Source organism: Phytohabitans sp. LZ39, assembly GCF_059359075.1.
On the sequence record NZ_JCADBM010000051.1, the window covers coordinates 1 to 14,972 of the forward strand.

Here is a 14,972-nt window from a genome sequence, read left to right on the forward strand (position 1 = left end):
AGCAGCCGGAAAACCTACCCTCCCCGCGCCCGCAGACCCGGACGTAAAACCCTCACCTTCGCCCGGTCCCTAGCCCCGTCGATGACCCGCCCGGAACCCGGGTTCAACGGACCTGACCATCGGGATCACGGAACGCGCGCCGGCACTCGCTACACGGCGGTGTCGCGGCTACCAGTCCAACTGGCAGTGACCGCCGAAGTTCGCCACGAGCACGGACGGCGGCAAATGAGTGAACCGGGAACTATCTTGGCGGCTTACCCTACGACCGACGCAATTCGCGAGTCGCCAAACTTGGGCCGCCGTGAGGCCAAAGACCGTCGCCGCGTGCCGCAGGTAGTCGTCCACCTCGGTCTGCCGGTAGCCACGCGGCCGCTTGTCGAACGCCGGGCCTGCGACCGACTCTTCCATTACCGCCAGGCGCGAGCCGCGCCACTAGGCAACATAGCTGCCTCGAGGCGGGCTGATCGATCCCGTCGAGCCCGAGCTGCCGCTTGGCGATCCTTAACGATCGCTAAGGAACGGGGTGGACTACTCCATCGATCTGTCGGGCCGCAACGCGAGCAAGCTCCGCTCGCTGCTGTCTACCTATCAGGACGCTGGTACCCGTTTGGGGTCGGTCGACGGTGTCTGGTCACGGGCGGCGTGAAACGGTTGGTGGCCGGCGGGCCGGTGGCCGCGAGGAGAACAAGGCCATCCGGGAGTGGGCTGCCAAGCATGGCAAAGAACTGTCGGAGCGTGGCAGGATCCCCGCCGCCATCGTGGAGGAGTATCGGGCCGCTAACCGCTAGCTGGCTATGTGTGGATTAGGTCCGACTTCGCAGGGAACGTGCTCCGGCGCGGCAGGCCGCGTCGACTACGGCCGATGGGTGCCGCCGTGGCGTGACAGCCGTAACGGCACCCCGAGGAAAGCATGCGCGCCGGCTATGGCCGGGACACCGGCGCAGGGCCGAGCGGCCGGCCGCCCGGGCCGTTCTGGTAGGTCAGCCAGGGCACCGACGGCACTCGGTCTGCTCCGGGCTTGCGGTAGTCGCACACTCCGCGCGGGAATGCCTGCCGCAATCTGGTCCACTGCTGTGCGGTGAAGGCGACGTTGTAGTCACGCGGGTTGACTGGTTTGAGCTGGCATCTGAGGACGTCGTTGGCCAGCGGTGCACCGGCCGCCATTCGCGGGTCGCCGGCGAACGGGAACGTTGCCCGGCAGGTGTGGGGGTCGGTTTCCTTGACGCCGTTGATGAAGCAGGCGTCGACCGCGTCGGCTGGTTTGTGTCGGAGGATCTTGACGCTACGTGGTGCGGTGCTGCGGTCGGCCTCTACGGCGGCCAGCCACCGGTCCATGAGTAGGAATGCCTGGTCTGCGATGGGCGCTGGCGGCGCGAGGCCGGGTCCGGGGAATGTCCAGATGATCTGGTTGTTGGCGTGTCCGTTGGCGTTGCGTAGCCGTTCTCGCATGGCGTGGCTGTGGAAGGCGGTGTGGATGTCGTTGAGGTTGTTGTTGGCGCGCAGGTCGATGATGGCGACGTTGTCGAGTTGCCGGGCGTCCTGGGTGGTGCTGCTGCGGTAGGCGGTTTGGACCGCGCCCGGGTCGGCGACGTTGCGGCGTGGCACGAAGTTGTGGTCGATGTCGACCCCACCGACGTTTTCGTTGAGGTTGACGAACTGCTCCGGGGTGATTGTTCCGGTCTGCAACGCTCGCAGTCCGTACTGCACGCCGACGTTGTCGAAGGGCAGTTTGGCGAAGCCGAATCCGGCGGTCCGTTCGGCGGGGGTCCACAGTCGTTGGGGTCGTTGGCCGAAGACCGCGACCAGGAAGTCCTGGTAGGTGCTGCGGCAGCCGGCGGGGTTGGTGACCGGGTGGTAGAGCTGCGCTTGCTGTTCGGGGGTGAGTGGTGGGGGGAAGCAGGATTGCAGGAACGGCGGGAGCGGTACCCCGGGTGGCGGCTGGGTGAAGGCGGGGTCCTGGAAGTTGCCGAAGGACGCGTCCCAGGCTTCGCAGGCTGTCCGGTCGGTCGGGGCGAGTGGCGCCGCGTTGCCCTGCGCCGCGGCCCGCTGCGCTGGGTCGGTCCACAGGGTGGGTGACACCGTGCTGAAGACCCGGCGCATGAGGTGACAGTCTTCGACCTCGACCAGGGCACCGGACCACATGTCCTCGTAGCTGGCGTTCGGCTGGATGCCGTCGAGTAGGCCGGGGTAGGCGTTGGCGATTTCGTGTTGCTGGATCGATCCGCCGGACAGTCCCTGCGCGAACGTGTACCGGATCTCGCCGTAGCGTTCGGTGATGTGTTCCTTGAGCATCATCACCGATTCCGCGGAGACGATGGTGTTGCAGTTGCTGCCGAGGACGTTCAACGACGAGGTCGCGACCATGAACCCGCGTGACAGTGCCCGGTCGATCTGTACATTCTGCGCGAGGCCTTGGGTGTGGTGGGTGTTGCAGTTGGCTCCGAACGGATAGAACAGCTTGTGGTTCCAGCCGTTCTGGGCTTCCCAGGCGGTCCACGGCCGGGTGGGGTCGAACAGGACCGCTATCCGGTAGATGCCGCGGTTCTGGGTTCCGGTTTCCTCGCGGAAGACGTACGGGATGGTGATTCCCCGATCGGTGGTTGTCGTGGCGACGTCGGCCGGTGGTGCGGCCGGGTCGTAGCGGGCGAACTCGCCGCTGGTTCGCCGGTAGAAGAACTGGTGGCTGGGTTGGGCGTTGCATTGTGGGTCCTGCGCAGGCCCGAGGCCGTTGGTCTGCGTGGTGCAGATCCACGGTGTCACCTGCGGGCCGGAGAAGACGGGACCGCCGTTGGGGTGGTTGGTGATCGTGATCCGGGTGGCGTAGTGGCCGTGCGGTGTGCCGGCGAGGACGGCGATCAGTTGGCTCCGGCCGACCGGTAGCCGTTCCAGCAGGCCGAGGACGCGGCCGTTGGCGCGGCGTGCGAACGCCTCGCTCACGTTTCGTAGGCCGTCGTCGGTGGCGAGTAGCACCCGAAGCCGTGACGCGTCCGCGCCGGGCGGTAGCTGTGCCTCGACCAGTGCATTTCCGCCCGAGATCAGGTCGGCGCGGTTGGAGAGCACCAGCATTTTGAGATCGCGGGAACTATTTGCCGACGGGCCGGGGGCGGCGCCGGCGACGGTTGGCGTGAGCGTGATGATCGCGCACGTCGCTGCGGCCATCACGGTGGTGAGGGCGGACTTCATCGGTTGTCCTCCTCGGAGTTCGGTAACCGCCGGGTGGGGTCCGGCGGGGTCAGGACCAGTCGCGTTGGTCGTGGATGGTCGGGCCGTCCGGCAGGCTCGGCACGCAGACCACGTCCGCCGCCAATCGCAGGTGTGCGCGGATCAGTTCGTGGACGCGCTGTGGCAGCTGTGGATCTGCGGTGGGGGCGGCGACGATTTCGCATCGCAGGTTGTCTCGGTGGTCGGATCGGTCGATGACGAAGCGGTGTGCGGTCACGCCGGGTTCGCCGGCCAGCGCCGCGGCAGCCTGTCTCGGGTGCAGGAATACGCCGCGTACCTTGACGGCTTCGCCGACTCGGCCCAGGACGCCGGCCAGCCGCAACGAGCCGTGGGCGCCGAGGGTCCAGGCGGACAGGTCACCGGTGCCGAAGCGCACGAGTGGTTGATCCGGTCGTAGCAGGGTCACCACGACCTGCCCGATGGTGTCGTCGAAGTGGGGTTGCCCGGTGCCCAGGTCGCAGACCTGGATCAGGACGCCTTCTGGCAGGGCCAGCCCGGAACCGGGTCCGGTTTCGTAGCCGAGCAGGCCTGCCTCGGCGGTCCCGTACGCCTGGTGGACGATGGGAACGTATTCGGTCAGCCACGATCGCAACGAGTCGGGCAGAGGTTCGGCGGTGACCAGCGCATGGCGTATCGGAAACCGTAGGTCGAGTGCTTCGGCGGTGTTCACCAGCGCTTTGAGGTAGGAGGGCAGGCCGACGTAGCCGCGGGCCTGGACCGCGGCGGCGACCTGCACCTGCAGTTCCATGTTGCCGACCCCGGCCGGTACGACCGTGGCTCCGACGGCGAGGGCAGCCTCCTCGAACATCGCGCCCGCGGGCGTCAGGTGGTAGCTGAAGCAGTTGAGCACGGTGTCGCCGTCCCCGATGCCGGCCGCCCGCAACGCGGGTGCCCACCGCCACGGATCGGTACCCGCCAGCTGTGGCTCGTACAGCGGTCCGGGTGAGGCGAACACCTTACGTACCAGCGCCTGCGGCGCGACGGCACCGCCGAACGGCGGGTTCGCGTCTTGCGCGGCGATCAGGTCGTCCTTGGTGAGAACCGGCACCCGGTTCAGGTCGGCCACCGAGGTCACCGAAGCCATGTCGGCCTTTGCAATCCGCGCGGCCAACGCCGGCACGCGGGCGGCTGCCTGCTCGACTGCCGCGGCGACCGCCGCGTCCAGTCCGTGGGTGTAGGCGTGGATCCTGTCGGCCAGCACCGAAACCTCCTATAGCCAGCGCTTGCGGCGCTTGTAGTGCTTGACGTCGCGGTAGCTGCGCCGTCCCCCGGCCTCGCCCAGGCCGAGGTAGAACTCCTTGACGTCGGGGTTGTCGGCGAGTTCAGCGGCGGTTCCGGCCAGGACGATCCGGCCGGATTCCATGACGTAGCCGCGGTGGGCGACGGCCAGGGCGCGCCGGGCGTTCTGCTCGACCAGCAGGGCGGTGAGCCCAAGGTCGGTGTTGAGCCGCCGGACGATGTCGAACATCTCGTCCACCAGCAGTGGGGCCAGGCCCAGCGACGGTTCGTCGAGCAGCAGCAGCCGCGGGTCGGACATGAGTGCCCGGCCGATGGCGAGCATCTGCTGCTCGCCGCCGGACAGGTAGCCGGCAACACGGCCCCGCAGACCGGCCAGCTGCGGCAGGAACCCATACACTCGGTCGAAGTCCGCCGCGGCGCCGCGGGTGTACGCACCGGCGACCAGGTTCTCGTGCACGGTGAGATGCTCGAAGACCCGCCGGCCCTCCATCACCAGGGCGATGCCGCGGCGTACCCGCTCGGCCGGCTCGGCCCGGGTGATGTCGGCACCGTCAAAGGTCACGGTGCCGTCAGTGACGGCGCCGTGCTCGGTCGGCAGCAGCCCGGTGATCGCCTTGAGCGTCGTCGACTTGCCCGCGCCGTTGGACCCGAGCAGGGCGACCACCTCACCGCGCGGCACCACGAGCGACATACCGCGCAGCACGAGTATTACCTCGTCGTAGATCACCTCGACGTTGTCGACCGACAGGAGCCTGTCCCCGCCTGCCGCCGGTTGGCGGTCACGCATCGGCGTGCCCCGGCCGCTCGTCATGCCTTCGGTGCCACGGCCGCGGTCACCTCGGTGAACGTGCCGCCCGAGACCCGGTAGATACTCGACGCCGTGGCGCCCCGGTGGCTGTCGGCGGAGAACTTGATCGGCGCGAGGACACCGCCGGTGTCCACGGCCGGCATCGTCTCCAACCCGGCGCGGATGTTCGGGCCGGTCAGGTCCTTGCCGTCGGCGAGGGTCTTCTCGATGCCCTTGACCATCGCGTGCATGGTGTACCAGCCCTGGACGAAGTGCAGACCCTTGGCGTCGAGGTCGATGCCCTTGCCCTGGCAGTAGTCGCGGACCGCCTGGTGGCCGGGCTTGGTGATGCCGGGCGGCGCGAACGGCTGGATCATCAGGTGTCCCTCCGCGGCCGGACCCGCGACCTTGATGAACAGTTCGTCGGCGCACCAGTTCAGGCAGACGATCTTCATGTCGAGCTTCTGAGCGGCGATGTCCTTGGCCACCACCGCGGCGGGGCTGGATACGTTCTGGATGACCACATACTTGGCGCCCTGTGCCTTGGCCTGCTGGAGAATGCCGACGTGGTCGGTGGCGCCGGCCTTCATGGGATACGCCTTGAAACCGAGCCGGTAGCCCTTATCGTTGATCCACTTCTCGGCGTCAGCCAGCGGTGCGGTGCCGAACGGTGAGTCGTGGTGCAGCACTGCCAGTTGAGCCGCCGGTTCCTGGGCGGCGATGTAGTCGATAGCGACCCGCAACTGGTCGGAGTAGGTCGGCGCCACCACGAAGTTGTACGGCGACTGCTTCGGGTCGGTCAGGACCTCGGCGTACGACGCCGACATGAACGGAAGCTCGTCGTCTTTGACCTTGCTCCGCAGCGCCTCGCTGTCGCCGGTGCCCCAGCCCTGGATGGCCACGGCGCCCTCGGCGACGAACTTCTTGTACTTTTCCTCGGCGGTGGGGACCTTGTACTGGTAGTCCTCGCTGAGTGCCTTGATCTTGTGGCCGTCGACCCCGCCCTTGGCGTTGAGGTTGTCGACATAGGCGAGCATGCCCTCGTTGTAGGGCTTGCCGACGTCCGCGGTGGCGCCGGTCAGGTCGGCGATGACGCCGACGACGATGTCTTCCTTGCCGTTGGACCCGCCGCCGTTTGCGGTGGGTCCGCCGCACCCGGCGAGCAGCACGGTAGCCACCGCGGCGAGCGTGAGTTTGCGCATTGCGGTACTCCTTCGTGGAGGCTTGTTGGTAGGTCTAGTAGCGGAACGGCCAGAACCGCACGTAGTCCTTGACCCGGCGCCAGATCCGATCCAGACCGCGCGGCTCGAACAGCAGGAACAGAACGATGACCAGACCGAACGCGGCCGCCTGCACGGCCGGCAACTGCTCTGCCAGCAGGGGAATCCGGGTGCGGAGGGCATCGGCGAGCTCGGCGAGCAACGGGGGCAGCAGCATGATGAAGGCCGCGCCGTAGACGGCGCCCGCGACGCTGCCGAGCCCGCCAACGATGATCATGGCGAGGTACTGGATCGAGACGTCGATGGTGAACCGTTCCCAGGTGACGGTCTGGGTGTAGTGGGCGGTGAGGGCACCGGCCAACCCGACGTAGCCGGACGACACGGCGAAGGCCATCAACTTCGTCCGGGTCAGGTCGACGCCGATGGCCGAGGCCGCGATGTCGTGGTCGCGCACGGCCATGAACGAGCGGCCGAGCGCGGTGCGGAAGAGGTTGCGCGCGGTGACGACGGCCAGCACCGCGAGGCCGGCGATGATCCAGTACCAGACGAACTCGAAACTGGTCCGGGGCACCCGCCAACCGAAGAGGGTCAACCGGTCGACGTCGAGGAAGCCCTGCCCGCCGGTGAGCCAGCCCCACCGGCGGACCACGAAGATGATGATCTCCTGGCTGGCGATCGTCGCGATGGCCAGATAGAGGCCCTTGAGACGCAACGCCGGCAGGCCGAAGAACGCACCCACCGCCGCGGTCACCAGCACGGCGGCGAGCATGGCCAGCGGCACCGGCAGCCCAGCGCGCTGCACCAGCAGCCCGGAGGTGAACGCGCCGACGGCGAGGAACCCGCCCTGGCCCAGCGAGATCTGGCCGGTGAAGCCGACCAGGATGTTCAGGCCCACGGCTCCGATCGCGGCGATGCCGATGGTGTTGACGATGCCGAGCCAGTAAGGGTTGACCAGCCACGGCAACGTGAGCAGGCCGGCGATGACGAGCACCAGCCGCAGGCGCTCGGCCGACGTGTGCCGAAGCCGCAGTTCGGAGGCGTAGCTGGTGTGGAACACGCCGGCGGCGGTGGCGGCCATGTCAGACCCTCTCGATGCGTGGCTGGCCGAACAGCCCGTACGGGCGCAGCAGCAGGATGAGCACCAGCACGACGTACGGCGCCACCTGTGAGGCGCCGGCCGACATGCCCTCGGCGTACTGGCTGACCAAACCGATGACGGCGCCGCCGATGATGGTGCCCGGCACCGAGTCGAGCCCGCCGAGAATGACCACCGGGAAAACAACCAGGCCGAATGTGCCCAGGTTCTGGCTCAGCTCGGCGATGTCGGCCAGCAGAAGGCCCGCGATCAACGCGCTGACAGCGGCGAACGCCCATGCCAGCGCGAAGATCCTGCGCACCGAGATGCCCTGGACCAGGGCTGCCTGTTGGTCGTCGGCGACCGCACGCATCGCGATGCCGTGCCGCGACCATCGGAAGAACACCGTGAACGCGGCGAGGACGACCACCGCGACCGCGACCGCGACGAGCCGGTCCAGCGGCACCGTGGCCCCTGCGACAGTGGTGGTACCGGCGGGCAGCACTTTCGGCATCTCGCGTGGGGTGGTGCCAAAGAACATTGTCACCACGGCCTTGAGGACAGCGGCCAGGCCGATCGTCACCATGATCACCGCTATCGGGTCCTCACCGATCAGCGGCCGCAGGATCACACGTTCGATCGCGACGCCAAGAACCACCGCCGCCGCCACACCGACGAGCACGGCAACGGCGAAGGGCAGCCGCAACAGGACGAACGCGGTGTAGAACAGGTAGGCGCCGACGAGCAGCAACTCGCCCTGCGCGAAGTTGATGACGCTCGTCGCCTTGTAGATGAGCACGAAGCCGAGCGCGGCCAGCGCCAGCACCGCACCGTTGGCCAGGCCGTAGACCGTCAGCTGCACAAACTGACTCATGCGATCGCCCCGCTCATGCTCGTCCACTCCAGACCGGGCGTCGTGGCTGGCCGGCAAGCTTCTCGATGTCGATGGGCCGGTGGATGGCCAGCGTGATGGTCCGCTTGGCGGTGGTGCCGTCCTGGTAGGCGACGGTGGTGTCCACGTCGACAGTGGGCTCGTCACCGTCGAGGGCGGCGATGACGTCCGCGTAGCGGGTCGCGATGACGTTGCGGCGGACCTTTCGGGTGCGGGTGATCTCGTCGTCGTCCGGGTCCAGTTGCCTGTGCAGCAGGACGAAGCGCCGGATCCGCATCGTGGCGGGCAGGTCGGCGTTGGTGCGTGCGATCTCGGCGGCCACGAGGTCCGCGACGGCCGGCTGGGTGGCAAGATCGGTGTAGGTGGTGTAGCCGATCCGGGCCCGCTCGGCCCAGGCTCCGACGGTGGCCGGGTCGAGGCACAGGATGGCAGTGATGCCGTGGCGGCCCAGGAATGCGACCGCCTCTTCGACGTATGGCGAGAACTTCAGCTTGTTTTCGATGAAGGCGCTGGAGAACCGGCTGCCGGCCGGGTGGTGGAGCACGTCGGCCTGTCGGTCGATCACGACGAGATGTCCGTCGTCGAGGTACCCGGCGTCCCCGGTGTGCAGCCAACCGTCGGGATCGGTGGCAGCAGCGGTGGCCTGCGGGTCGTGCAGGTAGCCGCGGAACACGCTCGGCGAGCGCAGCAGGATCTCGCCGTCGTCGCTGATGCGTAGCTCGGTGCCGGGGATGGCGGCACCTACGGTGTGGAACCGCAGGTCGCCGTCGTGGTGGGCGACCGCGATGCCGCAGATCTCGGTCTGTCCGTAGATCTGCTTGAGATTGACACCGAGGGCGTGGAAGAACCGGAACACGTCCGGCGACAGCGGTGCGCCGCCGGTATAGCAGCGTTTGATCCGGAGCAGGCCGAGCTGGTCACGCACCGGGCGTAGCCCGACCGCGTCCGCGACCTCGTGGGCAATGCGCAGTGGCACGCCCGGTGCCCGGCCCGCGGTGCGGTGGGCGGCCATCCGGTCGCCCACCTCGTAAGCCCAGCCGAAGACGTGGCGCTTGAGCCATCCCGCCTCGTCGATGCGTACCTGGACTTCGGAGAGCATCGACTCCCAGATGCGGGGTGGGCTGAACATCAGGTCGGGTGCGATCTCCCGCAGGTCGGTGCGTTGCGTCGCGGCGTCCTCCGGAAACGAAAGCGTCAAGCCGTGGCGCAACCCGCACGCGACGGCGAGCATCTGCTCACCGATCCACGCCAGCGGCAGGAACGAGACGTACCGGTAGGCGGGCAGCACCGGGTCGATCTCGGCGAGATGCTCGGCCATCGCGATCAGGTTGGCGTGCGACAGCTCAGCCAGCTTGGGACGCGCGGTGGTCCCCGAGGTGGTACAGATGATCGCCGTGTCGTCCGGGCCGACCAGGGCGACGCGGTCGTCGAGCCACGCCGGCTGGGCCTTCGCTTTCTCAGCGCCGGCGGCTTCGATGTCGGTGAACCGCTCCAGATACGGCTGCGGGTAGCCGGCCAGGCCGCGCGGGTCGTAGTAGACGACCGTGGCGAGCTTCGGTAGCTGGTCTTTGAGCCGGATCAGCTTGTCGACCTGCTCCTGGTCCTCGGCCACCACGACCCGAACCTCGGCCAGGGAGAGCACATGCAGGATCTCCTCGCCAACACTGGTGGGATAGATCCCCACGACCGCGCCGCCCAGGCACTGCACGGCCAACTCCGTGATCAGCCACTCCGGGCGGTTGTCGCCGAGCACGGCGACCACATCACCACGGCCGATCCCGAGGCTGGCCAGGCCGCCGGCGAACTCGCGCACCCGCCGCGCGTACTGCGCCCAGGTCAGCGGCTGCCATACGCCATAACGCTTCTCCTGCATGGCGATTGCCTGCGGGTGCTCGGCGGCCCGCGCGTAGAGCAGCTCGGGAAACGTGCTCATCGGGCCGCTTCCCCGAGGTAGGCGTTGATCACCGCGGGGTTGCTGCGGACCCGCGCCGGCGGACCGTCGGCGATCAGCCGGCCGAAGTCGAGCACGGTCACGGCGTGGGAGATGTCCATGACCACGTCCATGTCGTGCTCGATGAGCACCACACTGACCCCGGCGAGCTCGTTGACGTCGAGCACGTAGCGGGCCAGGGACTCCTTCTCCCCGGCGTTCATGCCCGCCATCGGCTCGTCGAGCAGCAGCACGGCCGGCTGCATGCACAGCGCCCGACCAAGTTCCACCCGTTTCGCGTAGCCGTACGACAGGGCACCGACCGGCTGGTGGCGCACCGCCTGGAGTTCCAGCAGGTCGATGACTTCCTCGACCAGCGCCCGGTGCTCGATCTCCTGCCGGCGGGCCGGACCGAACCAGACCAGCGCGGGCAGCAGAGCGTGACTCATCCGGTGGTGCCGGCCGAGCATCAGATTTTCCAGCACCGTCAGGTGCTTGAAGAGCTCGATGTTCTGGAAGGAACGGGCCAGCCCCAGCCGGGCGATCTGATGTGGCCGGCGCCCGACCAGATCCACCGCACCGCCGGCCCGGGACAGCCTGATCGTCCCGCGCTGCGGCCGGTACAGCCCGGACACGCAGTTGAGCAGGCTGGATTTGCCGGCTCCGTTCGGCCCGATCACCGCGTGGATCTGACCCTGCCGCACGGTCAGCCCGACGCCGTCCAGGGCCTGCACCCCGCCGAATCTCAACCCCACGTCGGACACCGTCAACACCGGTTCACCCGCCGGCACAGTGCTGCTGTTGAGCGGGAACCGGTACTCCCGAGTGATCATGACGCCTCCAGACGGCCTGTGACGGACGTTACGTTTCCACTATGTGAAAGTCAATCGCCATATATGGAACCTGTTTCCTGCTGGTATCGTGCGACCGTGACGGAAGCGGAAACGCGGTCGGGGACGCAGACCGACTCACGCGGCACGCTCGGCACGCTGCGAAACGCCGCTCTCCTGCTGGACCTGCTGTCCGACGGCCCGGCACACCAGCAGCTCACCGAGCTTGCCGAGCGGTCCGGCCTCTCGCTGCCCACCGTGCACCGCCTGCTCCGGTCCCTGACCGTCGCCGGCCTGGTCGAGCAGGACCCCCGGTCGGCCCGGTACGGCCTGGGTCCCGAACTGGTGCGGCTGTCCCAGCGATACCTGGCCCGACTTCCCGTCATCACCGCACTGTCGCCGTATCTGCTGCCGGTACGCGACGCGTTGCACACCTCCGTCCACATTGTCCTGTACACCCGCGGATCGGTGGCCTACGTCGACCGCGCGGACGCCGCCGACATCGGGCCCTACCGGGAGCCACACCGGGTCGAACCGGCGCTGCGCACCGCACCCGGCCGCATCCTGGCCGCGCACGCCGACGATCCCGGCTGGGACGCGGCGCTCGCCCTCGTCGACTCGGCCGAGCGGGCGTTGGCCGCTGACGAGCGCAGCCACTGGCGTAGCGTCACCCACCTCACCCTCGCCGCAGCCGAACGCGGCGGCACGGAGGTCGCCGTCCCGGTGCCGGACGGATACGGCCACCCAGCGGCCGCCCTCGCCGCGACCGTCGCGGACGGGGCGGTGCCCCAGGCCGCCGCTCACCTGATCCGAGCCGCTCAAGCGGCGAGCAGGACGCTGGGCCATGGCTGAGCCCGACCTGCCGCGCTGGGCGGCCGTCGCGGACCAGCTCACCTGGTCCCGGCGTCCGGACGCGATCTTCCAGCCGCACGGCAGGTACGGCAGCTGGTTCCCCGGCGGCACCCTCAACGTCGTCACCAACTGTGTCGACCGGCACCTGCCGGCCAGCGCCGACCAGCCGGCCATCCACTGGGAAGGCGAACCCGGCGACCGCCGAACCATCACCTACCACGACCTCGCCCGCGAGGTCGAAATGATGGCGGCCGCACTACGCGGTCTCGGCGTCGGCACGGGCGATCGGGTCGCCCTGCACCTGGGCTGGCTACCCGAAGCCGTCGTCGCGATGCTCGCGTGCGCCCGCATCGGGGCCGTGTTCGCCGTACTCCCGGTGCCGTTACCCGTAGAGGCGCTCGCCGAACGCCTCGACGACCTCGCGCCGCGCGTCCTGATCACCCAGGACGGCGCCTGGCGCCACGGCACGATCATCCCGACCAAGGCCCGCGTCGACGACGCCTTGACCGCTGTCGCCGGCGTCGAGCACACCATCGTGATCCGCCGGACCGGCCAGGACGTCGCCTGGTACGAAGGCGACCGCTGGCTGCACCACCTGCTCGACCCGTTCCGCGACACCGCCGGGCCAGCGGACCAAGCCGCGCAACCCGAGCCGCCGAGCGGGATCCGGAGCACCGCACCGGCAACGCCACCGGTCGCGCTGCCCGCCGAGCATCCACTGCTCATCACCTGGCTGGCCAACCGGCGCGGCCGGCCGGTCACCGCAGTCCACGGCACCGCCAACCTTCTCGCCGCCGCGGTAGCCGTCCACCGATACGGGCTCAGCCCCGGCGGAGTGTTCTGGTGCGCCGGCGACCTCGCCTGGATAGCCGCGCCGGTGCACGGCGTTCTCGGCCCGCTCGCCTGGGGCGACACCACGGTCATGTTCGAAGGAACCCTCGACGTGCCCACCCGGCGCCGGCTCTGGGACATCATCGACCGGTACCGTGTCGCAACCCTGCTCACCGTCCCATCCGTACTCGCCCGGCTACGCGGCTGGCCGGATGCCGCTCCTCCCGAGCCGGACAAACGCACCCTCCGCCGGGTGATCGCCATGGCCGAGCCGTTCCAGCCCGCGCTGCGCACCTGGATAGCCGACCAGTTCACCGGCGACCCCGGCGCGGTCGCCGATGCCTGGGGCCAGATCGAGCTCGGCGGCATCGTCACCGTCGACCACCCGGTCGACGCCGGGCGCTTGCCGGACACATCGCCAGAGATCATCGACGCCACCGGCCACAGCGCACGCCCCGGAACACCTGGCGAACTGGTACTGCGTCGCCCCTGGGCCGGCACACTGCGCGCCCTGCGCGGCGCGGGCGCCGGTGACGCCTACGAACACTGGGGCCATCCCGACCAGCAGTACGCGACCGGGGACCGCGTTGTCCGGCACCGGGACCCCGCCAACGCCGGCGACCGGCTGGAATTCCTCGGCCGCATCGACCCGGTGGTCTCGATCTCCGGGCAACTGGTCTCCCTCGCCGAGGTGCGCGACGTCCTGCTGGACCACCCGTTCCTGGCCGCGGCCGAGGTCGTCACCCGCCCCCACGCCAAACTCGGCCGCCGGCTCGTCGCGTACGTCGTGCCGGCCACCGACACCATCCCCGGCACGGCGCTGGCCCACGAACTCGTCGAAGTCGTTCAGGAGACCCTTGGCGGGCTCGCCCGCCCCTCCGCGATCCACTTCCTCGACCGCATCGGCGACGACCTCGCCCCTGACGCCCGACGCCGCGCCCTTGAGGTCATCGCCGCGTCGATCACCACGCCAACGCCAGCCCACATCACCTGGGCGCGGGTCCATGCCGCGGCCGAGATCAAATCCGGTCACCTCAACGACGGCTCGAACGCCTCGTGAGCGGGTGGCAGAACAGCCGGTGTTCCCGCCGGTCAGTTGCTAATCGCCTCGAAGACCGGTCCGTTCGTTGGAACGACGATCGCGCTCGCGGGCGTGAGGTCCACGCGGTACCTGCCGCCCGCAACCAGTTGTGGATCTTTACTTGTTCGTGGTGCCGGCGGTAGCTTCGGAGCCCGTTCACACTCCGTGCAGGCGATCATGAAGCAACCCCGGGTGCGCGGTACACGGATCTGCCGAAGAGAGTGCTTCATACGGATGCGGCAACTGGACGGTGACTGCCAGCGGCGGCTAAGGAAACAGATCGAGGCTACGGCATTCCAGATCCCTGCTGGTGGTCTGGGGTACTCTCTGCGGCGCGATCGAGGATCGCCCGCCGAATGAGCCTTAGAAAGGCGTGGAACCGGACGGCGGTTGCGGCGGCGTATACCCACATCGTGAAGACGCCAAGGCCGAGCAGGCCCATCAGCAGCCATCCGGTAGCCGAAGCTGGGCTGTTGTTCAACATGTATGCGAAGAGCAACGTCGGCGAGGACCCGCCGAAGAGCACGCTCGTGTACCAGTCGGAGCCGGCCGATCGCCGGAGGCCACGATCTTCGGCCTCATCGTTGCGTCCAAAGAGCACCTGCGACGCGCTTGTCCCGCCACTGTGCAACTGGCGCATGTACGCCTCCCACCTCAGCGGGATGGGCACCCCGGCCGATGTCAATCTTGGCGCGAGGTCTATTGCGATGTAGGCGCCAATACTTTGGACCATCGTCGAGTTGTCAATCCAAAACAGCCAGAGCAGGACAGTCAGTATTGCTAGGCCGGCGAGCACATGGGAGTTGGCAGTCGCGATGGATACTCCGGTACCTACGGCAGCGAGTTCCAAGGTCAGAAGCGTATAGCTGACCGCGAGCCGGGCGTTGAGTTCCTGTCGCAAGGCGTCGAACTCAGCCAGGCACGCTGAGAGCATGTCATTCATCGTGGTCAGCCTCCGGCTCGTCGGTTACCCGCCCATTGTGAGCCTCCAGACCAACAGGACCTCGCGTTAC

At 68.5% G+C, this 14,972-nt stretch carries 14 protein-coding genes; 4 read left to right on the forward strand and 10 right to left on the reverse strand.

Translation table 11 applies throughout. The features are described from left to right. Positions 1-168: 168 nt before the first annotated feature. Positions 169-408 (reverse strand): DivIVA domain-containing protein, encoded by a 240-nt coding sequence (locus AC5L36_RS45095; protein ID WP_441225272.1) that lies wholly within the window; start codon positions 406-408, stop codon positions 169-171. Positions 409-523: 115 nt separating this feature from the next. Here AC5L36_RS45095 and AC5L36_RS45100 point away from each other — a divergent pair, with 115 nt between their 5' ends. Next, the gene (locus AC5L36_RS45100; RefSeq protein ID WP_441225270.1) at positions 524-646 is read left to right on the forward strand and encodes a hypothetical protein; all 123 of its coding nucleotides are present in this window, start codon (positions 524-526) and stop codon (positions 644-646) included. Then, positions 624-788 carry an Lsr2 family DNA-binding protein gene (locus AC5L36_RS45105; RefSeq protein WP_441225268.1) on the forward strand — a complete coding sequence of 55 codons (165 nt, stop codon included), beginning with the start codon at positions 624-626 and terminating at the stop codon, positions 786-788. The genes AC5L36_RS45100 and AC5L36_RS45105 overlap by 23 nt, the downstream gene beginning before the upstream one ends. Before the next feature lie 133 nt (positions 789-921). On the opposite strand, the gene AC5L36_RS45110 is transcribed toward AC5L36_RS45105, so the two are convergent. From AC5L36_RS45110 to AC5L36_RS45145, 8 genes are read right to left on the reverse strand one after another with little or no spacing between them, the layout of a single operon-like run. Beyond that, entirely contained in the window at positions 922-3,183 is a 2,262-nt protein-coding gene (locus AC5L36_RS45110) for a DUF6351 family protein (protein WP_441225266.1), read from the reverse strand. 49 nt (positions 3,184-3,232) lie between these two features. Next, positions 3,233-4,423, reverse strand: a complete 1,191-nt coding sequence (locus AC5L36_RS45115; RefSeq protein WP_441225265.1) for a phenylacetate--CoA ligase family protein — start codon at positions 4,421-4,423, stop codon at positions 3,233-3,235. A 9-nt stretch (positions 4,424-4,432) separates the two neighbouring features. Then, positions 4,433-5,272: an ABC transporter ATP-binding protein gene (locus AC5L36_RS45120; RefSeq protein WP_441225264.1), complete on the reverse strand. Its 840-nt coding sequence runs from the start codon at positions 5,270-5,272 to the stop codon at positions 4,433-4,435. Continuing rightward, a complete protein-coding gene (locus AC5L36_RS45125; RefSeq protein WP_441225262.1) occupies positions 5,269-6,450 on the reverse strand; it encodes an ABC transporter substrate-binding protein in 1,182 nt (393 codons plus the stop codon). The genes AC5L36_RS45120 and AC5L36_RS45125 overlap by 4 nt, the downstream gene beginning before the upstream one ends. Positions 6,451-6,484: 34 nt before the next feature. Then, positions 6,485-7,546, reverse strand: coding sequence for a branched-chain amino acid ABC transporter permease (locus tag AC5L36_RS45130; RefSeq protein WP_441225260.1), 1,062 nt, complete (start codon positions 7,544-7,546; stop codon positions 6,485-6,487). Position 7,547: 1 nt separating this feature from the next. Continuing rightward, entirely contained in the window at positions 7,548-8,444 is an 897-nt protein-coding gene (locus tag AC5L36_RS45135; RefSeq protein WP_441225259.1) for a branched-chain amino acid ABC transporter permease, read from the reverse strand. Continuing rightward, on the reverse strand, positions 8,431-10,368 hold the full coding sequence (locus AC5L36_RS45140) for an AMP-binding protein (RefSeq protein ID WP_441225258.1): 1,938 nt from the start codon (positions 10,366-10,368) through the stop codon (positions 8,431-8,433). The genes AC5L36_RS45135 and AC5L36_RS45140 overlap by 14 nt, the downstream gene beginning before the upstream one ends. After that, positions 10,365-11,198: an ABC transporter ATP-binding protein gene (locus tag AC5L36_RS45145; protein WP_441225256.1), complete on the reverse strand. Its 834-nt coding sequence runs from the start codon at positions 11,196-11,198 to the stop codon at positions 10,365-10,367. Before AC5L36_RS45145 ends, AC5L36_RS45140 begins: the two co-directional genes overlap by 4 nt. A gap of 96 nt (positions 11,199-11,294) precedes the next feature. Between AC5L36_RS45145 and AC5L36_RS45150 the strand changes: the two genes are divergently transcribed. Next, complete coding sequence (locus AC5L36_RS45150; protein WP_441225254.1) at positions 11,295-12,047, forward strand: IclR family transcriptional regulator; 753 nt, start codon at positions 11,295-11,297, stop codon at positions 12,045-12,047. After that, a complete protein-coding gene (locus tag AC5L36_RS45155) occupies positions 12,040-13,938 on the forward strand; it encodes an AMP-binding protein (protein WP_441225252.1) in 1,899 nt (632 codons plus the stop codon). Before AC5L36_RS45150 ends, AC5L36_RS45155 begins: the two co-directional genes overlap by 8 nt. 307 nt (positions 13,939-14,245) lie before the next feature. Here AC5L36_RS45155 and AC5L36_RS45160 read toward each other — a convergent pair whose 3' ends face one another. Beyond that, positions 14,246-14,902, reverse strand: coding sequence for a hypothetical protein (locus tag AC5L36_RS45160; protein ID WP_441225250.1), 657 nt, complete (start codon positions 14,900-14,902; stop codon positions 14,246-14,248). Positions 14,903-14,972: the final 70 nt, after the last annotated feature.